The sequence below is a fragment of the Leisingera sp. ANG-M6 genome, assembly GCF_000813905.1.
In the GTDB taxonomy this organism is placed as follows: domain Bacteria; phylum Pseudomonadota; class Alphaproteobacteria; order Rhodobacterales; family Rhodobacteraceae; genus Leisingera.
The window spans coordinates 215,338-238,199 of record NZ_JWLG01000009.1 but is presented as its reverse complement, the minus strand read 5'-3'; the positions used below and the strand labels follow the sequence as shown (position 1 = coordinate 238,199).

The 22,862-nt window shown below is 63.6% G+C and carries 24 protein-coding genes; 11 read left to right on the top strand and 13 right to left on the bottom strand.

Translation table 11 applies throughout. The features are described from left to right. Nucleotides 1–47 precede the first annotated feature (47 nt). From upp to RA24_RS07465, 5 genes are all read right to left on the bottom strand, one after another. Nucleotides 48–680, bottom strand: a complete 633-nt coding sequence (upp, locus tag RA24_RS07485) for a uracil phosphoribosyltransferase (RefSeq protein WP_039151983.1) — start codon at nt 678–680, stop codon at nt 48–50. Nucleotides 681–756: 76 nt separating this feature from the next. After that, nucleotides 757–1,968, bottom strand: a complete 1,212-nt coding sequence (locus tag RA24_RS07480; RefSeq protein ID WP_039190769.1) for a phosphopentomutase — start codon at nt 1,966–1,968, stop codon at nt 757–759. After that, nucleotides 1,968–3,269, bottom strand: coding sequence for a thymidine phosphorylase (locus RA24_RS07475; RefSeq protein ID WP_039169710.1), 1,302 nt, complete (start codon nt 3,267–3,269; stop codon nt 1,968–1,970). Before RA24_RS07475 ends, RA24_RS07480 begins: the two co-directional genes overlap by 1 nt. Then, the gene (locus tag RA24_RS07470; RefSeq protein ID WP_275041213.1) at nt 3,269–3,703 is read right to left on the bottom strand and encodes a cytidine deaminase; all 435 of its coding nucleotides are present in this window, start codon (nt 3,701–3,703) and stop codon (nt 3,269–3,271) included. The genes RA24_RS07475 and RA24_RS07470 overlap by 1 nt, the downstream gene beginning before the upstream one ends. Nucleotides 3,704–3,765: 62 nt before the next feature. Continuing rightward, on the bottom strand, nt 3,766–4,851 hold the full coding sequence (locus RA24_RS07465) for a cupin domain-containing protein (RefSeq protein ID WP_039190767.1): 1,086 nt from the start codon (nt 4,849–4,851) through the stop codon (nt 3,766–3,768). A gap of 163 nt (nt 4,852–5,014) precedes the next feature. Here RA24_RS07465 and RA24_RS07460 point away from each other — a divergent pair, with 163 nt between their 5' ends. From RA24_RS07460 to RA24_RS07445, 4 genes are all read left to right on the top strand, one after another. After that, entirely contained in the window at nt 5,015–7,288 is a 2,274-nt protein-coding gene (locus RA24_RS07460; protein ID WP_019295778.1) for an NADP-dependent malic enzyme, read from the top strand. A gap of 48 nt (nt 7,289–7,336) precedes the next feature. Beyond that, complete coding sequence (locus RA24_RS07455; protein WP_039190764.1) at nt 7,337–7,729, top strand: GFA family protein; 393 nt, start codon at nt 7,337–7,339, stop codon at nt 7,727–7,729. Between the two features lie 263 nt (nt 7,730–7,992). Next, complete coding sequence (gene prpE, locus RA24_RS07450) at nt 7,993–9,882, top strand: propionate-CoA ligase PrpE (protein WP_039170292.1); 1,890 nt, start codon at nt 7,993–7,995, stop codon at nt 9,880–9,882. Nucleotides 9,883–10,027: 145 nt separating this feature from the next. After that, nucleotides 10,028–11,467, top strand: a complete 1,440-nt coding sequence (locus RA24_RS07445) for an amidase family protein (protein ID WP_039190762.1) — start codon at nt 10,028–10,030, stop codon at nt 11,465–11,467. Nucleotides 11,468–11,815: 348 nt separating this feature from the next. On the opposite strand, the gene RA24_RS07440 is transcribed toward RA24_RS07445, so the two are convergent. Then, entirely contained in the window at nt 11,816–12,577 is a 762-nt protein-coding gene (locus tag RA24_RS07440; protein WP_019295774.1) for an NAD kinase, read from the bottom strand. Between the two features lie 169 nt (nt 12,578–12,746). On the opposite strand from RA24_RS07440, the gene glyA reads away from it, so the two are divergent. Continuing rightward, nucleotides 12,747–14,042 carry a serine hydroxymethyltransferase gene (gene glyA / locus RA24_RS07435; RefSeq protein WP_039190761.1) on the top strand — a complete coding sequence of 432 codons (1,296 nt, stop codon included), beginning with the start codon at nt 12,747–12,749 and terminating at the stop codon, nt 14,040–14,042. A 119-nt stretch (nt 14,043–14,161) separates the two neighbouring features. On the opposite strand, the gene RA24_RS07430 is transcribed toward glyA, so the two are convergent. The 4 genes from RA24_RS07430 to RA24_RS07415 all read right to left on the bottom strand — a co-directional run bounded on the left by RA24_RS07430 (nt 14,162) and on the right by RA24_RS07415 (nt 16,312). Next, the gene (locus RA24_RS07430; protein ID WP_039190759.1) at nt 14,162–14,449 is read right to left on the bottom strand and encodes a hypothetical protein; all 288 of its coding nucleotides are present in this window, start codon (nt 14,447–14,449) and stop codon (nt 14,162–14,164) included. Nucleotides 14,450–14,513: 64 nt separating this feature from the next. Further along, on the bottom strand, nt 14,514–15,191 hold the full coding sequence (locus RA24_RS07425; RefSeq protein WP_039190854.1) for a PspA/IM30 family protein: 678 nt from the start codon (nt 15,189–15,191) through the stop codon (nt 14,514–14,516). A 93-nt stretch (nt 15,192–15,284) separates the two neighbouring features. Further along, nucleotides 15,285–15,881: a TetR/AcrR family transcriptional regulator gene (locus RA24_RS07420; RefSeq protein ID WP_039190756.1), complete on the bottom strand. Its 597-nt coding sequence runs from the start codon at nt 15,879–15,881 to the stop codon at nt 15,285–15,287. Between the two features lie 65 nt (nt 15,882–15,946). Next, complete coding sequence (locus RA24_RS07415) at nt 15,947–16,312, bottom strand: hypothetical protein (protein WP_039169684.1); 366 nt, start codon at nt 16,310–16,312, stop codon at nt 15,947–15,949. Nucleotides 16,313–16,373: 61 nt separating this feature from the next. On the opposite strand from RA24_RS07415, the gene RA24_RS07410 reads away from it, so the two are divergent. Continuing rightward, on the top strand, nt 16,374–17,174 hold the full coding sequence (locus RA24_RS07410) for an alpha/beta fold hydrolase (RefSeq protein ID WP_039148712.1): 801 nt from the start codon (nt 16,374–16,376) through the stop codon (nt 17,172–17,174). Between the two features lie 6 nt (nt 17,175–17,180). Here the strand turns inward: RA24_RS07410 and RA24_RS07405 are convergent, their stop codons facing one another. The 3 genes from RA24_RS07405 to RA24_RS07395 all read right to left on the bottom strand — a co-directional run bounded on the left by RA24_RS07405 (nt 17,181) and on the right by RA24_RS07395 (nt 19,252). Continuing rightward, nucleotides 17,181–17,369, bottom strand: coding sequence for a hypothetical protein (locus RA24_RS07405; protein WP_039148715.1), 189 nt, complete (start codon nt 17,367–17,369; stop codon nt 17,181–17,183). A 96-nt stretch (nt 17,370–17,465) separates the two neighbouring features. Further along, on the bottom strand, nt 17,466–18,470 hold the full coding sequence (locus RA24_RS07400) for a sterol desaturase family protein (protein WP_039190754.1): 1,005 nt from the start codon (nt 18,468–18,470) through the stop codon (nt 17,466–17,468). A 23-nt stretch (nt 18,471–18,493) separates the two neighbouring features. Further along, entirely contained in the window at nt 18,494–19,252 is a 759-nt protein-coding gene (locus RA24_RS07395) for a class II aldolase and adducin N-terminal domain-containing protein (RefSeq protein WP_019295555.1), read from the bottom strand. 108 nt (nt 19,253–19,360) lie between these two features. On the opposite strand from RA24_RS07395, the gene RA24_RS07390 reads away from it, so the two are divergent. From RA24_RS07390 to queF, 5 genes are all read left to right on the top strand, one after another. After that, nucleotides 19,361–20,251, top strand: a complete 891-nt coding sequence (locus RA24_RS07390; RefSeq protein ID WP_039148721.1) for a LysR family transcriptional regulator — start codon at nt 19,361–19,363, stop codon at nt 20,249–20,251. A 152-nt stretch (nt 20,252–20,403) separates the two neighbouring features. Then, complete coding sequence (gene queC / locus RA24_RS07385; protein WP_019295557.1) at nt 20,404–21,105, top strand: 7-cyano-7-deazaguanine synthase QueC; 702 nt, start codon at nt 20,404–20,406, stop codon at nt 21,103–21,105. Then, complete coding sequence (gene queD / locus RA24_RS07380) at nt 21,105–21,458, top strand: 6-carboxytetrahydropterin synthase QueD (RefSeq protein ID WP_019295558.1); 354 nt, start codon at nt 21,105–21,107, stop codon at nt 21,456–21,458. Before queC ends, queD begins: the two co-directional genes overlap by 1 nt. Beyond that, nucleotides 21,455–22,165: a 7-carboxy-7-deazaguanine synthase QueE gene (gene queE, locus RA24_RS07375; protein ID WP_039190752.1), complete on the top strand. Its 711-nt coding sequence runs from the start codon at nt 21,455–21,457 to the stop codon at nt 22,163–22,165. Before queD ends, queE begins: the two co-directional genes overlap by 4 nt. Before the next feature lie 16 nt (nt 22,166–22,181). Continuing rightward, nucleotides 22,182–22,646 carry a preQ(1) synthase gene (queF, locus tag RA24_RS07370; RefSeq protein WP_039190750.1) on the top strand — a complete coding sequence of 155 codons (465 nt, stop codon included), beginning with the start codon at nt 22,182–22,184 and terminating at the stop codon, nt 22,644–22,646. Nucleotides 22,647–22,862 lie beyond the last annotated feature (216 nt).

The window sequence follows — 22,862 nt, the reverse complement described above, 5'->3', positions numbered from 1 at the left end:
ACCGCGTGGCTGCCAAGGCGGATTTGCTCCGCCCTGGCGCCAGCGGATCACTTGGTGCCGAACATCCGGTCGCCCGCATCGCCAAGACCGGGCAGGATATAGCCCTTCTTGTTCAGCTCGCGGTCCAGCGAGGCGGTGACGATCGGCACATCCGGGTGCGCCTCTTTCATCCGCTCGACGCCTTCGGGCGAGGCCAACAGGCACAGGAAGCGGATGTTGTTGGCACCAGCTTCTTTCAGCAGGTCAATGGCGGCGGCGGAGCTGTTGCCGGTGGCCAGCATCGGATCCACGGCAATCACCAGCCGGTCCTTCAGGCCCTCAGGCGCCTTGAAGTAATACTGCACCGGCTCCAGCGTTTCCTCGTCACGGTAAAGGCCGACAAAGCCGACACGGGCCGAGGGGATCAGTTCCAGCACGCCGTCCAGCATGCCGTTGCCCGCGCGCAGGATCGACACCAGCGCCAGTTTCTTGCCGGCCAGGATCGGCGCGTCCATTTCCTCCATCGGGGTTTCGATGTTGGTGGTGGTCAGCGGCATTTCGCGGGTGATTTCATAGGCCAGCAGCTGGGTGATCTCGCGCAGCAGCCGGCGGAACCCCGCGGTGGAGGTGCCCTTGTCCCGCATCAGGGTCAGCTTGTGCTGCACAAGCGGGTGATCAACAACGGTCAGGTGGTCGGTCATGGGGCACTCCTAAAGTTTGCTTTTCCGCGCTTTTACGGGCTTGGCCGCGGCAGGCAAGCGTGTTTTGACCACGAGGTCAAAGAAAGCTTTTACCGGGGCCTTGGGCAGGCACATCCAGATGGGCCGCGATAGAGGCGCCCACATCGGCGAATTTGACCTGCCCGACGGGGCCCGCGTCAAGCCCGGCGATCAGCACCGGCACCTGTTCGCGGGTGTGGTCGGTGCCCGGCCAGCTGGGGTCATTGCCGTGATCGGCGGTCAGCACCAGCATGTCGCCCTTGCGCAAGCGCGGCAGCAGGCGGCCCAGTTCGGCGTCAAACCACTCCAGCGCCCTTGCATAGCCGGAGATGTCGCGGGTGTGGCCGTACAGAGTGTCGAACTCGACGAAATTGGCGAAAGTCAGGCTGCCGTCCTCTGCCGTCTCCACCGCGTCGAACAAGTGCTGCATCAGCTGCGCATCCGCGCCTTTTTTCAGGGTGTCGATACCGGACATGGTGAAGATGTCGCCAATCTTGCCGATAGCATGGACCTTGCCGCCCGCATCCTGCACCCAGTTGGTCAGCACCGGCGCCGGCGGGGTGATCGCAAAGTCGCGGCGGTTGGTGGTGCGGGTGAAGCCCTCTTCTTCGGAGCCGAGGAAGGGACGCGCAATGACCCGCCCCACTTTCATTGCGTGCAGGCGCGGGGCAACGGCCTCGCAGAGGGCCAGCAGGCGGTCGAGGCCAAAGGTCTCCTCATGCGCAGCAATCTGGAACACGCTGTCGGCGGAAGTGTAGCAGATCGGTTTGCCGGTCCGCATGTGCTCGGCGCCCAGATCATCAAGGATCACCGTGCCAGAGGCGTGGCAATTGCCAAGGATACCATCGGTGCCCGCCTGCTCTGCCACAAAGGCAGAAAGGTCTTCGGGGAACGACGGCGCCTGATCGGGGAAGTAGTGCCAGTCCCAGGGCACCGGCAGCCCTGCCAGCTCCCAATGGCCCGACGGTGTGTCCTTGCCACGGCTGAGTTCGGCGGCGCAGCCCCAGCGGCCTTGCGGCGCTGCGTCCAGGCCGGGAAACGGCACCGAGGACGCCAGCCGCATCACCGCGCCGAGACCAAGGCGTTCCATGTTCGGCACGTTGAGCGGGCCGCTGCGGCCATCCTCTGCCTGACCGTCAGCGCAAGCCTGCACGATATGGGCCAGCGTGTTGGCGCCGAGGTCCGGCAGGTCGCCGTTGAAGAAGGTCCCGGCATCGGGCGCGCCACCGATGCCAACGGAATCCATCACCACAAGGAAGGTACGGGGCATCAGGAGATCCTTTCGTGAATCAGCGGCAGGCTGTCCGGCGCATCACCGATGGCGATGGCAGCAAGGAACGCTGCCTCTGCCATCTCTGCCGCATCATCGCTGGCGGCGTGGATGCGGGCAAGCCTGTCCCCTGCTCCGACGGGCTGGCCCAGGCGGACAATGTCCGAGATGCCGACACCGGGGTGAATGCGGTCGCTCTCCACCATGCGGCCGCCGCCGAGGGCGACAACCGCCAGGCCAAGCGCTTCGCCGTTCATGGCGGAGACATGCCCGGCAGCGGGCGCCTTGATCGCGCGCACCACTTCCGCGCCGGGCAGATGATCCTGCCATTTCGCGGCAAAGTCCGCGGGTCCGCCCATGGCGGCAATCATCTTGGCAAAACGCTCCGCCGCGCGGCCGTCAGTGAGGGTTTCGGTTATCTGAGCTGCACCTTCATCTGCATCCGCTGCGAGGCCTGCGAGAACCAGCAGTTCGCCGCCCAGAATGGCCGAAATCTCAGCCAGCGGGCCGGATGCGCTGCCGGTCAGCACCCGCATCACCTCCGCCACCTCCAGCGCGTTGCCGAGCGCCGGCGCCAGCGGCTGGTTCATGTCGGTGATCAGCGCCGAGGTCTTGCAGCCCGCCGCATTGGCGGTATCGCACAGCGACTGCGCCAGCGCGCGGGCATCATCTGCGGTTTTCATAAACGCGCCGGAGCCGATCTTGACGTCCAGCACCAGCGCGTCCGGGCTGGCTGCCAGTTTTTTGGAGAGGATCGAGGCGGTGATCAGGTCGAGGCTTTCCACCGTTGCGGTCACATCGCGGATCGCATAGAGCCGCTTGTCCGCGGGTGCGATCTGCGCGGTGGCGCCAACGATGGCGCAGCCCACGTCCTGCATCATGTTCCGCAGGTGATCCTCGCTGACGCTGGTGGAGACGCCGGGGATCGCCTCAAGCTTGTCCAGCGTGCCGCCGGTGTGGCCGAGCCCGCGGCCCGAAATCATCGGCACATAAGCCCCGCAGGCCGCGAGCGCAGGCGCCAGCAGCAGCGAAACACAATCGCCCACACCACCGGTGGAATGCTTGTCCAGCACCGGACCGTCCAGATCCCACGCCAGCACATCGCCAGTGTCGCGCATCGCCAGCGTCAGGGCGCGACGGCCTTCGACACTCAGGCCCTGCAGGCAGACCGCCATGGCAAACGCCCCGGCCTGCGCGTCTGAGACGGCGCCGCTGGCGAGACCCTCGGCAAACCAGCGCAGCGCGTCCTCGCCGGGTGTTTCACCGCGGCGCAGGCAGGCGTTGATGGCGCGGGCGTCCATCAGCTGCGCTCCATATGGTCCGCGTCAAAGGCGCCGGGCAGCAGGTCGCCGATGGTCGTCTCCTGCTCCTCGCCGTCGGTGGTGGCCATGATAACCTTCACATCACCGCTGGCAAATTCCTTGATCTTCTGGCGGCAGCCGCCGCAGGGCGTGATCGGGGTCGGGCAATCGGCGATCACATAGACCTCTGCCAGTTCGGTCTCCCCCGCAGCCACCATCGCGGCAATCGCACCGGCCTCGGCACAGGTGCCCTCAGGGTAGGCCACGTTTTCGACGTTGCAGCCCACATAGATCTGGCCGGAGGCGGAGCGGACAGCGGCGCCGACCTTGAAGTTGGAATAGGGCGCGTGGGCGTTTTCACGGACAGCGGCGGCGGCGGCTTTGAGGCTCATGTCGATTCCCCGTTTTTTGATCATTTGGTCAAGATGCCGCAGGATAGCTGAATTGATCCGGGAAGCGGAAGCCCCCGGATGCAGTTCTTTGCGCCGCCCTGGGTTCAGGCCAGCGAGGTGTTGAACACCCCGGGCAGCGTCACCTCCAACAGCTCCACATCATCCGACGGCGCGCTGAGGCGGGTCTTCATGCCCGGCGGAACAACAAAGGCGTCGCCCTGCTCCAGTTGGTACGGCTCGCGGCCCTCACCCTCCAGCGTGACAGCTCCGTTCATCACGAAGGTGAAGTGAATGTCGGTGTCATGCGCCGCCCATTGCGGATCGCCGTCGCCCCGGCGCACCACCTGCACACCTGCAACGCCCTTGGTGTTTTCGGCAATCGTGGTGTCGCGGCAGATGTAGCCCGGCAGGCGGAACGGACCCCACGCGGCACCTTCCGCCTTGTTGTAGACAAAGCGCTGTCCCTGCCATTCCCGTTCGGGACGGTAGTGCGGCGTCGGCAGTGTCATCTCGTGGTCGATCTCGGTCACATGCTCCGCAGGGACGCCGATCTCGATCACCTGCACATTGTCGCTGGCCTCCAGCACCCGGTGGCGGATTTCCGGCGGCTGGATGAAACAGTCGCCTGCCGTCAGCCGCATCTTATCGCCCTGATCCTCATAGACCACATCAACCCAGCCGTGGATGCAGAAGATCAGCTGAAAGCCGACCCGGTGGAAATGCACCATGTCCGGCACCGGACCGCCGTCGGGAATGCGGATGTGGCTGGCAATGATCGACCCGCCCAGCCGGTCCGGCACAAGGTCGCGGTAATGCATCCCAGCGCGGCCGATGATCCAGGGCGCCTGATCCTTGAGGCGGCGGACCACAAAGCTGTGCACCGTTTCCGGCATCACCATTGGCGGGTGGCGCTCTTCGATTTCGATTTTCGTTCCGTTGGGCGCGGTCAGGCGGCGCTGTCCTTCGGCAAATCCATCAGGATCTTCAGTCAGAATACGGATTGTGCTGGGGCTTTCCGGCGCCCCCTTTTCAACCCGCAGCCGAAGCCCGTGGCCGGAAAACACCGCGGTGCGCGGATCATCCGCCGGATAGATCATGTCCATCTTCATACCCAACACCTTGGTAAAAAACGGAATATCGTTGCGCAGCTCATCCGTCGGCAGGCGGATCTCGGCGATTGTTTCGCTCATTTTTCACTCCCTGATCTGTTGGCAGGACAGTGACCCTGCGGCATGGTTTATGCAAGAACCCGCCGCCCGTGCTGCCGCCGCGTCCGTTTGCGCCAGTTTGGGCTATGTTTCCGGCAATAAAAATGGTTTAACGCTAAACAATACCCTTTCCGAGGAGCGCCAGATGTCCGATTCACAGAGCACGCGGCAAGCCGCACTCAACTATCACGAGTTTCCCCGCCCCGGTAAGCTGGAGATCCGCGCGACCAAGCCGATGGCCAACGGCCGCGATCTGTCCCGCGCCTACTCACCCGGCGTGGCGGAGGCCTGCGTGGAGATCAAAGCGGATGAGGCCAATGCCGCCCGCTATACCTCGCGCGGCAATCTGGTGGCGGTTGTGTCAAACGGTTCGGCAGTGCTGGGGCTGGGCAACATCGGTGCGCTGGCCTCCAAACCGGTGATGGAGGGCAAGGCGGTCCTGTTCAAGAACTTCGCGGGCATCGACTGTTTCGACATCGAGGTGAACGAAAGCGATCCGGAGAAGCTGGCGGATATCGTCTGCTCGCTGGAGCCGACGTTCGGCGCGATCAACCTCGAAGACATCAAGGCGCCGGACTGCTTTGTGGTCGAAAAACTGTGCCGCGAGCGGATGAATATCCCGGTCTTCCATGACGACCAGCACGGCACCGCGATTGTGGTCGGCGCCGCGGCCAAGAACGCGCTGCATGTGGCGGGCAAATCGTTTGAAGACATCAAGATCGTCTCCACCGGCGGCGGCGCGGCAGGGATTGCCTGCCTCAACATGCTGCTGAAGCTAGGCGTCAAACGCGAGAACATCTGGCTCTGCGATATTCACGGGCTGGTCTATGAGGGCCGCGAAGAAGACATGAACCCGCAGAAAGCGGCCTTCGCCCAGGCCTCGGACCTGCGGACGCTGGACGAGGTAATGGACGGTGCCGACATGTTCCTGGGCCTCTCTGGCCCAAACGTGCTGAAGCCGGAAATGGTTGCCAAGATGACCAAGCGCCCGATCATCTTTGCGCTGGCCAACCCGACGCCGGAGATCATGCCCGACCAGGCGCGCAAGGTGGCGCCGGATGCGATCATTGCCACCGGGCGCAGCGATTTTCCCAATCAGGTCAACAACGTGCTGTGCTTCCCCTTTATTTTCCGGGGCGCGCTGGACGTGGGTGCAACCGAGATCAACGACGAGATGCAGATTGCCTGCGTCGACGGCATTGCCGAACTGGCCCGCGCCACCACGTCAGCTGAGGCGGCGGCGGCCTACAAGGGCGAACAGCTGACCTTTGGCGCTGATTACCTGATCCCGAAACCCTTTGATCCGCGGCTGGTGGCTGTGGTGTCCTCTGCTGTGGCCAAGGCTGCGATGGAAAGCGGTGTGGCCACACGCCCGATCGAGGATATCGAGGCCTATAAGCAGAAGCTGAAACAGACCGTTTTTAAATCGGCGCTACTGATGAAACCGGTGTTTGAGGCCGCACGCGCCGCCGCCCGCCGCATCGTGTTCAGCGAAGGCGAGGATGAGCGGGTGCTGCGCGCGGCGCAGGCCATTCTGGAAGAAACCACCGAGACCCCGATCCTGATCGGCCGCCCCGAAGTGATCGAGCGCCGCTGCGAGCGGCTGGGGCTGGACGTGCGCCCGGGCCGCGACTTCCAACTGGTGAACCCGGAAAACGATCCCCGCTACCGCGACTACTGGAACAGCTACCACAAGGTGATGCAGCGCCGTGGCGTCACACCGGATCTGGCCAAGGCAATTATGCGCACCAACACCACTGCCATCGGCGCCATCATGGTGCATCGCGGTGAGGCCGACAGCCTGATCTGCGGCACTTTCGGGGAATACCGCTGGCACTTGAATTACGTGCAGCAGGTGCTGGGTGGCGGCACCTACTCGCCGCACGGCGCGCTGTCGATGATGATCCTGGAAGACGGCCCTCTGTTCATCGCCGACACCCATGTGCATGTGGAGCCGACGCCGGAACAGATCGCCGAAACCGTGATTGGTGCTGCCCGCCACGTGCGCCGTTTCGGTCTGGAGCCGAAGATTGCCATGTGCTCGCAATCGCAGTTCGGCAATATCTCCTGCGACACCGGCAGCCGCCTTCGCGCCGCCATCGAAATCCTCGACGATAAGCGCCGCGATTTCGTCTATGAGGGCGAGATGAACATCGACACCGCGCTGGACCCGGAACTGCGCGAGCGGATCTTCCCCAATTCGCGGCTGGACGGCGCGGCCAACGTGCTGATCTTCGCCCATGCCGACGCCGCTTCCGGCGTGCGCAACATCCTCAAGATGCGGGCCGGCGGGCTGGAAGTGGGGCCGATCCTGATGGGCATGGGAAACCGCGCCCATATCGTCTCCCCCTCGATCACCGCGCGGGGCCTTCTGAACATGGCCGCCATTGCCGGCACCCCGGTCGCGCACTACGGTTAACAGCGCGGCCATGCATTACCGCCGGCCGCCCAATCAGGGAGGCCGGATATGAGAGGGCATTGCCACTGCGGCGCAGTGCATTGGGATAGCCGGGCCGAGGCGGCCTGGAGCTGCTACTGCCACTGCGCCGACTGCCGCCGCAACTGCGCGGCACCCGTCACCGCGTTTTTCGGGCTGCCGCATGAGGCGGTCGAATGGTCCGGTTCGGATCCCAAGGTCTACAATTCATCGGAAGGCGTCGAGCGGCTGTTCTGCGAAACCTGCGGCACCCAGATGGCCTATCGCACCGCGCGCGATCCGGTGAACATACACCTCTATACCGCGACGCTGGAAAGCCCCAGCCAGATGCCGCCCAGGTTTCACGTATTCCACTCAGACCATGTGAGCTGGCTGGAACTGAAAGACAGCCTGCCCCGCTTCGCAAAATCCTCAGGCGGGTGATTCCCGGTGGCAAGGCCGGGTGCGCTGCGCCCGAATTTGCAAGTTTGCAAAACTTTCGGGCTTTTCCCGAATATTCTGCAGCAAACACCACTTTGCAAAGCGGGTAGAGTGCAAACCCGTCCGGCCTTGTAAATCCGGTAAATCATCTGCGCAAATCCGGCCAAAACCTGTAAATTCCTTGACGAACCTTGCGTGAAGACGCGGCAAAACTTGCCCGGCCGCCGCTTTGTCGCCTACGCAATTGGCAGGAGGAGATGAACACCATGGGATATCAGGATATTTACGCCGCCTGGAAACAGGATCCGGAAGGTTTCTGGATGGAGGCCGCCCAGTCGATCAGCTGGGACGAGGCCCCAAAGCAGGCGCTGTTTGACAAGGGCGAAGGCCTTTACGAGTGGTTTGCCGATGCCAAGGTGAACACCTGCTACAACGCCGTCGACCGTCATGTGGAACAGGGCCGCGGCGAGCAGACCGCGATCATCTATGACAGCCCGGTTACCCATACCAAGCGTGAAATCTCCTATGTCGAATTGCGCAACCGTGTCGCCAATCTGGCCGGGGCGCTGCGCGCCAAGGGCGTGGAAAAAGGCGACCGAGTCATCATCTACATGCCGATGATCCCCGAAGCGCTGGAGGCGATGCTGGCCTGTGCCCGCATCGGCGCGGTGCATTCGGTGGTGTTCGGCGGCTTTGCCTCTAACGAGCTGGCGGTGCGGATCGACGACGCCAAGCCCAAGGCGATCATCGCCGCCTCCTGCGGCATCGAGCCGGGCCGGATCGTGCATTACAAGCCGCTGCTGGACGGCGCTATCGACCTGGCCGCGCACAAGCCTGACTTCTGCGTGATCTTTCAGCGCGAGCAGGAAGTGGCGGAGCTGATCCCGGGCCGCGACGTGAACTGGCACGGTTTTCAGTACGGCGTGGAGCCTGCCGAATGTGTGCCGGTCGAGGGCAACCATCCTTCCTATATCCTCTATACCTCCGGCACCACCGGCCAGCCCAAGGGGGTGATCCGCCACACCGCGGGCCAGCTGGTGGCGCTCAATTGGACCATGAAGAACATCTACAACGTCGATCCCGGCGATGTGTTCTGGGCTGCGTCGGACGTGGGCTGGGTCGTCGGCCACAGCTACATCTGCTATGCGCCGCTCATCCACGGCAACACCACCATCGTGTTTGAGGGCAAGCCGGTGGGCACCCCGGATGCGGGCACCTTCTGGCGGGTGATTTCCGAGCATAAAGTAAAGAGCTTCTTCACCGCGCCGACTGCTTTCCGGGCAGTGAAGCGGGAGGACCCCAAGGGCGAATACGTCAAGAAATACGACCTGAGCTGCCTGAACCAGGTCTATCTGGCCGGTGAGCGTGCGGACCCCGACACCATCACCTGGGCGCAGGAGCAGCTGAAGGTGCCGGTGGTCGACCACTGGTGGCAGACCGAAACCGGCTGGTCGATTGCCGCCAACCCGCTGGGGATCGAGGAGCTGCCGACCAAACTCGGTTCGCCTGCGGTGCCGATGCCGGGCTATGAGGTCGACATTCTGGACGAAGGCGGCAACCCGGTTGCGGCGGGCGAGCTGGGCGCGATTGCAGTGAAACTGCCGCTGCCGCCGGGCACCCTGCCGACCCTGTGGAACGCCGAGGACCGGTTCAAGAAGAGCTACCTCAACACCTTCCCCGGCTACTACGAGACCGGCGATGCCGGCATGAAGGACGAGGACGGCTACCTCTACATCATGGCGCGCACTGATGACGTGATCAACGTGGCCGGGCATCGCCTCTCGACCGGCGGCATGGAGGAAGTGCTGGCAGGCCACCCGGATGTCGCGGAATGCGCGGTCATTGGCGTCGCCGACAGCCTCAAGGGGCAGATGCCGGTGGGTTTCCTTTGCCTCAATGCAGGTGCCGATCGCGACAACGCAGAAGTTGTCTCCGAGGTGGTGAAGCTGGTGCGCGAGAAGATCGGCCCTGTTGCCGCCTTCAAGCTGGCGGTTGTGGTCGACCGCCTGCCCAAGACCCGCTCCGGCAAGATCCTGCGCGGCACCATGGTCAACATCGCCGATGGCACCCCGTGGAAAATGCCGGCCACCATCGACGATCCAGCCATTCTGGACGAGATCACCACGGCGCTGCAAACCATCGGCTACGCCAAGTAACCTCCCTCGTTTCCAAGTTCTGGAAACGGCCAAAGATCCTTCAAGGATTTTTGTAGGCTCCGCCCGCAGGCGGAGCCTGTTTGCCGTCCGGTTTTGCTTGCAACGCCGCCCTGCCCGCCTAGGCTGCGGCTTGGGAGGCCTGAGCATGACAAAAGCGGACATCTGGCAACTGAGCGCCACAGAACTGACGAAGCTCACTCGCACCGGGGATCTGAGCGCGGAAGCGGCCGTACAGGCCTCCATCGACCGTATGAAGGCGGTGAACCCGTCCTTGAATGCGGTGGTGGTGGATCTCAGCAGCGAGGCGCTGGAGCGCGCCCGTGCCCTGGACAAGGCGCGCGAGAGCGGCGCGGCATCCGGCCCGCTGCACGGGGTGCCGGTCACCATCAAGATCAATATCGACCAGAAAGGCCACGCCACCTCCAACGGCGTAACCGCACTGAAGGGCCTGATTGCCCCGGCAGACGCCCCTGTGGTGGAGAACCTGCACAAGGCCGGCGCGGTGGTGATCGGGCGCACCAACACGCCGGAATTCTCCTTCCGCGCCGATACCGACAACCCGCTGTTTGGCCGCACCCATAACCCCTGGGGCCGGCATATCTCACCCGGCGGCTCCTCCGGCGGCGCGGGGGCCGCGGTGATGGCCGGGATCGGCGCGCTGGCCCATGGCAATGACATCGGCGGCTCCCTGCGTTTCCCGGCGGCGGCCAATGGCGCGGTGACGGTCAAGCCAGGTCTTGGCCGGGTGCCCGCCTGGAACCCCAGCCAGACGGTTGAGCGCGGACTGCTGGCGCAGCTGATGTCGGTGCAGGGGCTGATCACCCGCAGCACCGAGGACCTGCACCTGTCGATGCCCGCGCTGATTGCCGCCGATCCCCGAGACCCCTTCCATGTGCCAATGCCCTGGCGCGGCGAGCCGCTGGAGGGGCCCATCAAGGTCGCCTTCACGAAGAACACCCATGGCTATGACCTGCACCCCGAGGTCGAGGCGGCACTGGATTTCGCCCGCGATGCTTTGACCGATGCGGGCTACCAAGTCGAAGAAGTGGAGCCGCCTAACGTGTTCGATGCCGGGCGGACCGGCTACCGCGCACTGATGGGTGAGATCTTTGCGCTGATGAAACATGATGTGGACGCGGCCGGCTCCCGGACCGTGCGCGACATCTTTGCGGTCTACTTCCAGGAGTTCCCGCCCTTCGCCGGCGATGAGCTGCTGCGGATGATGGCCAAGCGGACCCATTACGCGCGGGAGTGGTCGCTGTTCATGGAGGACTACCCGTTGGTGCTGTCGCCCTTCCTGCCGCAGCCGTTTTTTGCACCGGACCGAGACACCGAAGGTGCGGAAGGCGTGCATGAGGTGCTGGGCTGTGCGGTTTATTCCTATGCGATGAATTTTCTGGGCCTGCCCGCCGCCTCGGTCCCGGCCCGGCTGGCGCAGCTGGCGAAGGGTCCACAGCCTGTCAACGTGCAGATCGCTGCCCGCCGCTGGCGCGAGGACCTGGCGGTGGACGCCTGCGCCGCGATTGAAGCCCGCGCGGGCCGCATGTGCCTGCCCCTGTGGGAGAAGATGGCAGCAGAGGGCTAAGTATAGCGCCCGCCCCGCGCCGTGCTTGATCGCACCGGAACAGCTTCCTAAGGGCTGCAAAGAAAAGAAACGCTTTGCGAACATCCCGGGAGCGGGGCCAGCCGCCCCCGGGAGTCTTCCTGACCCAAACCACTCACTACCAACGCTGCATCGTCCGCCCGCAAACAAAGCTACGGGCGTGCCGGACCAGACCGGCGGGAAACACAAAACTGGAACACCTAAAAACCGCCGGTCAGGCACATCGGCTCTGCAGCCTCAGGCAGTGCCAACAGCATCAGCCTGTGGATAAATCCTCGCACGGAATGGTTACCGGGACGTTCACAGCCTCGTAAAGCCCGCGTTAAACACTCAGGTAAACTGTTCGGAAATCAGCCGCTCCTCCAGCCCATGGCCGGGGTCAAAAAGGATTTTATGGCGGATTTGCGTATCGGTCCGGATTTCCACCCAGTCGATATCCGCAACCGAAATCGAGTCGGCATCGGCCATTACCGGACGCTTGTCCGCCTCCAGCACATCAAAGCGCACCATCGCATTGCTGGGCAAAAGCGCCCCGCGCCAGCGCCGCGGCCGGAAGGCGGCGATGGCGGTCAGCGCCAGCACATCGGAGCCGATCGGCAGGATCGGACCATGTGCGGAGTAGTTATAGGCGGTGGAGCCGGCGGGTGTGGAGACCAGCGCGCCGTCGCAGACCAGTTCCTCCATCCGCATCCTGCCATCCACCGAAATCCTCAGCCGCGCCGCCTGCGGGCCTGCACGCAGCAGCGAGACCTCATTGATCGCCAGCGCCTTGTGCACCTCACCGCGCCGGTCCATTGCGGTCATCGACAGCGGGTTGATAATCTCCTGCACCGCTTCCTCAAGCCGCTCGATCAGCCCGTCCTCGCGGTACTCATTCATCAGGAAGCCGACGGTGCCGCGGTTCATGCCGTAGACCGGCGCCGGGTGATCGATCATGGTATGAAGGGTCCGCAGCATGAAGCCGTCGCCGCCGAGCGCCACGATCACCTGGGCCTGATCTGGCGGCACATGGCCGTAGCGGCGGCTCAGCTCCGCCAGCGCATCCTGTGCCACCTCAACGTCACTGGCCAGAAAGGCGATTCTCAAACTCATGAAATCTGTTTCCGGTATTAGGCATCTGGTTCCGAAACAATCACAGCTTTCCGCCGATGACCATAGTTGCCGTTCTGTCGCAGGGAAATGTCGCTTTACAGGCTTCCGGCGCAAGGATGTTTCCTATAGGAAATCGCTCAAATCTGATCCCTACTCCAACGGAGCCACCATGACTGAAGCGACCCGTGACACCGGCTTTTTCACCCAAGCGCTGTCTGAGCGCGATCCTGAACTGTTTGGCGCGATCACCGCTGAGCTGGGCCGCCAGCGCGACGAGATCGAGCTGATTGCGTCTGAGAACATCGTCTCCGCCGCGGTGATGGAAGCGCAAGGCTCGGTGCTGACCAACAAGTACGCCGAAGGCTACCCGGGGCGCCGCTACTATGGCGGCTGCCAGTATGTCGACGTCGCCGAAAACCTCGCGATCGACCGCGCCAAGGCGCTGTTCGGCTGCGAGTTCGCCAACGTGCAGCCGAACTCCGGCTCCCAGGCCAACCAGGGCGTGTTCCAGGCGCTGATCCAGCCCGGCGACACCATCCTCGGCATGGACCTGGCCTCCGGCGGCCACCTGACCCATGGCGCCGCGCCGAACCAGTCGGGCAAGTGGTTCAACGCGGTGCATTACGGCGTGCGCGAAAGCGACAACCTGATCGACTACGACCAGATCCAGGCGCTGGCCAACGAGCACCAGCCGAAACTGATCATCGCCGGCGGCTCCGCCATCCCGCGCCAGATCGACTTTGCCAAGTTCCGTGAAATCGCCGACAGCGTGGGCGCCTATTTCATGGTCGACATGGCCCATATCGCAGGCCTGATCGCGGCCGGTGAGCACCCCTCGCCGTTCCCGCACGCGCATGTCGCCACCACCACCACCCACAAGACCCTGCGCGGCCCCCGCGGCGGCATGATCGTGACCAACGACGAGGCCATCGCCAAGAAGGTGAACTCGGCGATCTTCCCGGGCATCCAGGGCGGCCCGCTGATGCATGTGATCGCAGGCAAGGCGGCGGCCTTCGGCGAGGCGCTGAAGCCGGAGTTCAAGGCCTACCAGAAGCAGGTGCGCGCCAACGCGGCGGCGCTGGCGGACCAGCTGATCAAGGGCGGCCTGGACATCGTCACCGGCGGCACCGACACCCATGTGATGCTGGTCGACCTGCGGCCCAAGGGCGTCACCGGCAACATCGCCGACAAGGCGCTGGGGCGGGCCCATATCACCACCAACAAGAACGGCATCCCGTTCGACCCGGAAAAGCCCACCGTGACCTCCGGCCTGCGCCTGGGCACGCCTGCCGGCACCACCCGCGGCTTCGGCGAGGCGGAGTTCCGCCAGATCGCCGACCTGATCATCGAGGTGATCGACGGGCTGGCGGCCAACGGTGAAGAGGGCAATGCAGACGTGGAAGCCTCCGTCCGCGCCAAGGTCGCCGACCTCTGCGCCAAGTTCCCGCTCTATCCGAACCTGTAAGCTCCGGCTTATCAGACAAAAAGAAACCGCCGCGGCCCCAAAGCCGCGGCGGTTTTCTTTTGGCTGCAAAGAAAACGCCCGCCTTGTCAGGCGGGCGCGGTTCCAATCATCAGGCCAACTCAGATGTCCTGCTTGGCGTCCATCAGCGCGTCTTCCAGCAGCTTTTCATTGCGGGCGTCCTCGATCTTGCGGATGCGGTCTTCGCTGGAGCGGTGGTCGAAGCGGTATTTAACAACGTTGATGAGGCTCAGCGTCAGCAGGAGCACAGCCATGCCCCAGTAGCCCTTGGTCGCCAGCGGCACGTCGGTCGAGAGCCACAGGGAAATCCCCAGCATCGCATAGGCGATGGCGACGCCAGCGGAGTTCAGAAAAATGATCAGCTTGTTGTCGGTGTTGTCGGTATACATGTTGTTTCTCCAGTAAATTCAGTGAGCCCGGACGGGCGGGCTGCGTGGAATAAGAAAGGTCGGGTCAGTCCTTGGGTTTCAGACGGCTCAGCACATCCGCGGCGGTGCTGCGGCTGCGGGGGCCGAAGCCGGCGTCCGCCAGATCGTCGGCAATGGTGGTGTTGTTCAGCTCACCGTCGATCTCGCGCAGGATCTCGCCCTGCTCGAACGGGTCGTCGCGCTGCAGCACGTCGCGGATCAGCGCCTCGGCCTCCTCTGCCGGGCTGTCGCCGCCGGTGTGGCGGCGCAGGCGGCGCTGGATGTCCTGCTCGCGCCGGGTGGCGCGGGCGGCAATCGCGCCTTGCTTGAGGTCGGTGATGCGGCGGCTGGCAGTTTCCACCGACTGGCGCAGCTGAAGGATGCGGGTGTCGAGCCGGTCCAGGGTCTGGCGGCGCACCGCCAGCTCGTTTTCCATATCCGCCCCCGCCTGGGCGGCGCTTTGCGCGAGATCCTCGCGCCCCGCCTCCAGCGCCTCGCCTGCCCGGGCCATCAGGTCGCGGACGCGCTCCTCCAGGGTTTCCACCTGACGCTGCTCTGCCCGCTGACGCTGGATCAGACTGGCCAGCGTCAGCTTGGCCGCCTTCAGGTTGGCGTCCGCCTCGCGGATCTTCTGGGTGATCAGCTCAATCGAGTAGGTCTCGCGCAGCTGCTCTTCTGCCCGGGCGTTGGCGCCGGTGATCAGGGTCTTCAGAGTATTGAACATCGCTTCCTCCGCAAACATGAACATCGTTCACGAAGAATCATGTAGCAACAATCTGAACGCCGTTCAAGAAAAATCATGAACGGCGTTCAAAAACTATCTGCCGCCGATTTGCTCCAGCACCTGGGCGATCATCTGCTCAATGCGTTCCGGCGGAACGCCGGAGATGCGCTGCTCCAGCCCCAGGAGCACGATGCCGTGGACGGCAGAGAACAGCGCCCGCACCATCAGAGCCGCCTCGCCTGCGTCCTTGTCCGGGAACAGTTCCCCCACCGGGCGGGCGATATTGGCAAAGAGGCTGTCCAGCGCGGTCAGGTACCACCCCGGCACCGCGTCTCCCGCGGCCATCCGCAGGTCGAACATCGCCCGCCACAGGTTGGTGTTTTGCACCGCGAAATGCAGGTAAGCGTTGCTCATCAGGATCAGGCGGCGGGTCGGCGGTTCCGCCTCTGCGCCCGCGACCGAGGCCTCAACCGCAGCGCCGAGTTGCTGGAAGGTGCGCCCGTTCACCGCCATGATGATGGCGGTCAGATCGTCGAAAGCGTTGTAGATCGCCCCAACCGCACAGCCCGCATCATGCGCCAGGTCGCGGGCCCGCAGCGCCCCTGCCCCGTCGCGCGCGATGCGGATCTCCGCCGCTTCCACCAGTTTCTGCCGCAGCGCGGCCTTGCGCGCTTCCACCTTGCCTGCCATGGCACCCTGCCTTTTCTTGAACTGCGTTCAAAATACAGTCGGCAGACACGGGGTAAAGCGGGAAATCAGATCAGGCCGCGCCAGCGCAACACCACCACCAGCAGGATCAGCACGCAGAGGATGGAAAACGCCATGCTGCCAAGGACGCCGAGCCAGAAGCCCTTGCGGCGGTCGGCGAGGTCGATCTTGTGCAGATGCGCCTTCACCTCGCGGGCGGCGCCCTGCAGCGGCTTTTCGTCCACCGTCATCCGCAGCTTCGGGTGCTCCAGCAGCGGCAGCGCAGCGGCGAGCTTCATGCCCTGTTTGTAGATCCGGCGGGGGATGCGGCGGCGGACGAGCTTCAGCGCAGCGGCCAGGTCGCCGGAGGCGTGCTCGCGCTCCTTCAGGAGGGTGCGGATGTCTTCGATATCCTGGTCCAGGCTGGCGGCCATTGCGGCACTCTCCCCTTGCTGCGGTGCGGGACTACCCTAGCCTGCAGCTGCGGCTGCCTCAATGGGGGTGGCAAGCCTCCGCCTGCGCCGCTATCAAGTGCTCATGCTGAACACGATCATTCATGGCTCTGCCACTGCAAACACCCCGCTCCTGATTGCTCACGGCCTTTATGGCTCCGCCCGCAACTGGGGCGTCATCGCCAAGCGCCTGTCGGATGAGAGGCAGGTGGTTGCGGTGGACATGCGCAACCACGGTGACAGCCCGCGCGCGGACAGCCACACCTATCCGGAGCTGGCGGAGGATCTGGCCGGGGTGATCGCGGCCCATGGCGGCCAGATGGATGTGATTGGCCATTCAATGGGCGGCAAGGCCGCGATGATGCTGGCGCTGAACCACCCCGAGGCGGTGCGCAAACTGGTGGTCGCCGACATCGCGCCGGTCGCCTATGGCCACACGCAGATCCAGTATATCCACGCCATGAAATCGCTGGATCTGGAGACCATCGAGCGCCGCCCCGAGGCTGCCGCAAAACTGGCCGAAGCCGGGGTGGAGCCTGCGCTGCAGAGTTTCTTCACCCAGTCGCTGGATCTGGCGAACAAGCGCTGGAAGCTGAACCTGGACGCGCTGGCCGGTCAGATGCCGAACATCATGTCGTTTCCCCAGACGGACGCTGTTTGGGACGGCCCTGCGCTGTTTCTGTCCGGGTCGGAGTCGGATTACGTGCTGCCGGAACACCGCGAGGAGATCCGCGCGCGTTTCCCCAATGCCCGTTTCGCCAAGCTGCCCGGCGCGGGCCATTGGCTGCACGCAGAGAAGCCGCGGGAATTTGAAGCCGCCGCGCGGGTGTTCCTGAACGCCTGACGCGCCTCAGGCGCCGCGGGCGTAAAGCTGTTTCGCCACCAGCCAGGCCACTGGCAGTGCCAGCACCGCCCCCGCTGCAGCGGCGCCTATGATGGCCTGTGTTGTGACAAGCCCGGCCGCCAGAACCACAATCACCGCCGCCCCTGCCAGGCTGCTGCCGATCAGCGAATAGAGAATGGATGCAAGGCGCAACATGGGCTTTCTCCTATGCCTTTGACTGTTCTGCGGTCAGGCATAGGGATTCGCGAATATATACGCCTTGATCCTGATCAGTTTCCGAAACCCTCAATTCTAGCGAGTGTACATCTGCTTCTTAAAGGCCCGCGTCCGCTCTGTCGCTGCGGCGGAGCCGTCGTGGTAGGTGCCGAACCACTTGTCAAAGGGGATCTCAGAGGTGCCGTAGTTGCACTCGAAATAGCGGTGGTGCAGCTGGTGGAAGAAATCCCCAGCCTTGGCGGCCTCGGTTTCCTTGGCGATCACCCGCTCGAAGCCGGAATGGGACAGAACCGGGCTGATCTGCTGGAACATCGCATGGAAGGCCAGGTGCAGCGGGTGCGACGGCACGATCAGGTGAATGAAATAGGTGGTGAAATAGAGCAGGTTTTCATACCAGTGGTTTGAAATCCCCGACCACGGGCCGATGTTGACGTTGCGGTGGTGCACCGCGTGCACGTGTTTGTAGAGTTTTGGGTGGTGCTCCAGCCGGTGCACCCAGTAGAAATGCAGGCCGGACCACATCGGGATGAACAGCATCCAGACCACGCACCAGACCGGGGCTTCGGCGAAAGTCACCACCGGCACCCAGCCGTTGGCCATCAGCCAGTAGATGCCCCATTGATAGACGGTGGCCACGGTGATGGCGCTGCCGAGCGTCCACCAGATGTTGTCCAGAACCTGGTTCTTGAAGGTGAAGGTGCCGTTGCCGCGTGAGAGGTCGCGCTTGTCGAACTTCTTTTGCATGCCCTGGCCCTTGCGCATGTAGAGCCACCAGTGCAGGCCCCCGGCCACCGCGGCCTGCGGCAGCAGGTTGGCGAGCCAGACCCGTAGCATCCAGCCGGGGCGGAATTCACCCATCTCCGCCAGCGGCGGCAGCATCCAGGCATAGACCGCCAGCGCCAGCAGGAAGCAGAGCGTCAGCGAAGTGATCTCCATCCAGGCGCCGCGGTACCAGCGCAGAACCGCGGCCGGGCGCGGCGGCCAGCTGAACAGCGGGTTGAGCGGCACCGGTCCCTTGGGGTGGTAGTGCCAGCGCTCGGCCTCCCGGTCGCGTTCCGCGGTGTGCAAAGTTCCGTCCATTGTGCCGCCTCCCTTGCTGGCGCTCAGCTTGCGTAGTTGGAGCCTTCGTCGTCGAGAATCGCCTTCAGCTCCACCAGATGGCGCTCGGCCTGATCCGGGTAATCCTCCAGCTCCTGCGCGGTTTTCTCGGCAATCTCGTCGCTCAGCACCCGCAGCTTCTGGCCGGTTTGCAGGGCGCGGATATAGGTCTCCGCGGCGCGTTCGAAATAGTAGAGCCGGTTGAAGGTGTCTGCGACGCTGTCGCCGATCACCAGCACCCCGTGGTTGCCCATGATCATCACCTTGACCTTCGGGTCGGTCAGCATCGAAGCGCAGCGGGCGCCCTCGTCCTCAAACGCCAGCCCGCCGAAATCGCCATCCACCACATAGCGGTTGTAGAAGGTGGCTGTGTTCTGGTCGATCGGCGGCAGGGTGCTGTCGGCGAGACAGGCCAGAACGGTGGCGTGGATCGAATGCACATGCATCACGCAGCGCGCATGCGGGCACAGGCGGTGGATAGAGCCGTGCAGGCCCCAGGCGGTCGGGTCCGGCGCGTCGGGGCGGTCCATGGTCTTGGGGTCATTGGCATCCAGCAGCAGCAGGTCCGAGGCTTTAATGCGCCGGAAATGCGCCTGGTTGGGGTTCATCAGGAACTGGGTGCCATCGTCATTGACTGCCAGGCTGAAGTGGTTCGCCACGCCTTCGTGCATGTCCAGACGCTCGGTCCAGCGGAAGGCCGCGGCCATATCCACGCGCTCCTGCCAATGGGTGAGGTTCGGGCTGAGGTCCGCTTGTTTGTTCATTCTGGTCTCCAAATCCGCTTTCCCTAGTGGTGCCAGCCGCAATTCCTGCTGACAAACGATTGATTCAGCCGCTATGCATTAATTGAACTAATGCATAGGTCATACATCATGCCGTCATCCGGGTCCCCCTCCTCCTCCCTGCCCCCTCTCACCTGGCTGCGCGCCTTTGAGGCCAGCGCCCGGCACCTGTCGTTCACCCGCGCCGCGGCGGAGCTGAACCTGACGCAATCGGCGATCAGCCAGCATGTGCGCAGCCTGGAGAACTTCCTGGGCCGGGAGCTGTTCATCCGCAAAACCCGGGCGCTGGAACTCAGTGAGGCCGGGGCGAATTACATGCCGATTGTGCGCGAAGCCTTTGACCTCATTGCTGCGGGCACCCAGGCCTTCACCGGCGGCGATCAGGGGCGGCATCTGGTCTTGCAGTGCAACATGGCGTTCTCAGTCTTCTGGCTGTCGCCGCGGCTGCCGCGGCTTTACGAGAGGTTCCCCTGGCTGGTGCTGAACATCGTGACCCCGATCTGGGATCCGGAACGGCACGCCAGTTCCGCCGGGACCGAAATCCGCTTTGGCCGCCCGAATGATATGTCCGCCGCCGCGATCCGGCTGACCCGGGACCGGTTCTTTCCGGTTTGCGCGCCGGGCTATCAGGACGGCAAGGTGGACTTCAGCACCGCCACGCTGCTGGATTGTGCCGGCGTAACAGGGTCCTGGGGGGCGTGGTTCAAGTCGCAGGATCTGCCGTTTGAGCGCAACCATGAGGTCAATCTGGCCTCCACCTACGTGATTGCCATGACCGCTGCGGTGAATGGGGCCGGGATCTCTATTTCCCATGACATTCTTGCGGGCGATCTGCTGGAGAGCGGCCAGCTGGTCCGGGCCAGCGATCACTCGGCGGAACTGCTGGAGAACTATTTTCTGATGCCGCCGCCCAGCCATGCCAGCACCCCGGCATCGCGGGCGTTTCTGGAGTGGCTGGTGGGAGAACTGCCGCCCGTTTAGGAAGCCGGCCCGGCTGATTGCCACTTTCAAGTTTTTCCAACAAGTCCTGAAGAATGTGCGCAATCCGCCCGCGACTTGCGCCATTCCCGCCATGCTGCTAAACGCGCGACACCGGTCGCAGCCTACCCGGTCACCAAAACAAGGGTTCAAAAATGAAAACTATCGTTATCTGCTCGGGCGGGCTGGATTCCGTTTCGCTTGCCCATATGGTCGCTGAAGAACATCAGCTGACCCGTCTTGTCTCCTTTGACTACGGCCAGCGCCACAAGAAGGAACTGGACTATGCCGCCGCCGCAGCCAAGCGGCTGGGTGTGCCGCATGACATCATCGACATGAGGGGTATAGGCGCCGCGCTTTCCGGCTCGGCGCTCACCGATGACATCGACGTGCCGGACGGCCACTACGAAGAAGAGACCATGAAGGTCACCGTGGTGCCGAACCGCAACGCGATCATGCTGACCATCGCCTATGGCATTGCCGCTGCAAACGGCGACGAGGCCGTGGCAACGGCGGTGCATGGCGGGGATCACTTCATCTATCCGGACTGCCGCCCGGCCTTTACCGAGGCGTTTGACGCCATGCAGCGCGCGGCGCTGGACGGCTATGCCGACGTGCGGCTTTACACCCCGTTTGTGCACCGCACCAAGGGCGACATCGTGACTGCGGGCGCCAAGCACAACACGCCCTTTGCCGAGACCTGGTCCTGCTACAAAGGCGGCGACAAGCATTGCGGGCGCTGCGGCACCTGCGTGGAACGGCGAGAGGCCTTCCATCTGGCCGGTGTCGAGGATCCAACAGACTATGCCGACCCGGAGTTCTGGAAAGCGGCAATTGCTGCCAAGGACGGCGCCTGATGTTCCGGATCACCAAGGAGTTCCATTTCTCCGCATCGCACCAGTTGACCCATCTGCCTTCCGATCACCAGTGTGCCCGGCTGCACGGCCATAACTATGTCGTGGTGGTGGAACTGGCGGCGAAGGAGCTGAACAGTGACGGCTTTGTGCGCGACTATCACGAGTTGAAGCCGCTGAAGGACTACATCGACGGGACGTTCGATCACCGGCACCTGAACGATGTGCTAGACGGGCATTCGACTGCGGAGAACATGGCCAGGCATTTCTACGACTGGTGCCACGCGCGCTGGCCGGAAGTATCTGCTGTGAAGGTTTCCGAAACCCCGAAAACCTGGGCAGAGTACCGGCCATGACGACTTTGCGCATCGCGGAAATCTTCGGCCCCACGATCCAGGGCGAAGGCGCCCTGATCGGGGAGCCCACGGTATTTGTGCGCGCCGGCGGCTGCGATTACCGCTGCTCCTGGTGCGACAGCATGCATGCGGTCGACAGCGCCTATCGCCACGACTGGGCGGTAATGGCGCCCGAAGAAGTTGTGGCCGAAGTGCGCCGACTGTCCGGCGGCAAGCCGCTGACCGTCTCGATCTCCGGCGGCAACCCGGCAATCCAGGATTTCGCGCCGGTGATTGCCTACGGCAAGGCCGAGGGCTACCGGTTCGCCTGCGAGACCCAAGGCTCCGTCAGCAAACCCTGGTTTGCAGATCTGGATACGCTGGTGCTCAGCCCCAAGCCGCCCTCCAGCGGCGAAACCGTGGACTGGAAAGCATTTGACCAATGCCTTGAGGCGGCACAGGGCTGCGGCCAGGCGGTGATGAAGATCGTGATCTTCGACGACAAGGATTACGCTTGGGCCAAGGCCGCGGCTGAGCGCCATCCGGAATTGCCGCTGTACCTGCAGCCCGGCAACCCGGAGGTCGACCCGGAACAGCCCGTCGATCTGAACCAGGCCACCGAACGCCTTTTGTGGCTGATTGAAAAAGTGACCGGCGACGGCTGGTTCACCCCCCGCGTCCTCCCGCAGCTGCATGTGCTGGTCTGGGGCAACAAGCGCGGCGTCTGAACATAGGAACCCTGATATGTCTGATAGCATCTACAGCAATCTGAAACAGCTGGGCGGCGACACCATCGTGCCGCAAAGCCCAGAACAGGCGGAACTGGAGCGGGTGCAGAACCCGCAAGCAGACGTGGCCTACAACGTGCGCTTCACCGCGCCGGAGTTCACTTCGCTCTGCCCGATGACCGGCCAGCCGGACTTTGCCCATCTGGTGATCGACTATGTGCCGGGCGAGTGGCTGGTGGAGAGCAAGTCGCTGAAGCTGCTCCTCACCTCTTTCCGCAACCACGGCGCCTTTCATGAGGATTGCACGGTCTCCATCGCCCGCCGCCTGGCCGATTTCCTGGAGCCGAAATGGCTGCGTATCGGCGGCTACTGGTACCCGCGCGGCGGCATCCCGATTGATGTTTTCTGGCAGACCGGCCCGATGCCCGAGGGCGTCTGGATTCCCGACCAGGGCGTGCCACCCTACCGCGGCCGCGGCTGACACAACCTTGAGACCTCATCGCACGGATCAGCCCGACAGAAGCACTGCCGGGCTTTTTCTTTGAAAACAATCCCTACTGCCGCTTGCCTACGGCATTTCGCAAAACATCACCCTCGCACAGAAGTAAACAAATTACCGCAAAAGTGGTTAAGATTTTAATCAAATCGCACTCTGTAGCGGTGTCAGCGGGCAATCCGGGATATCCCGGAATGTACT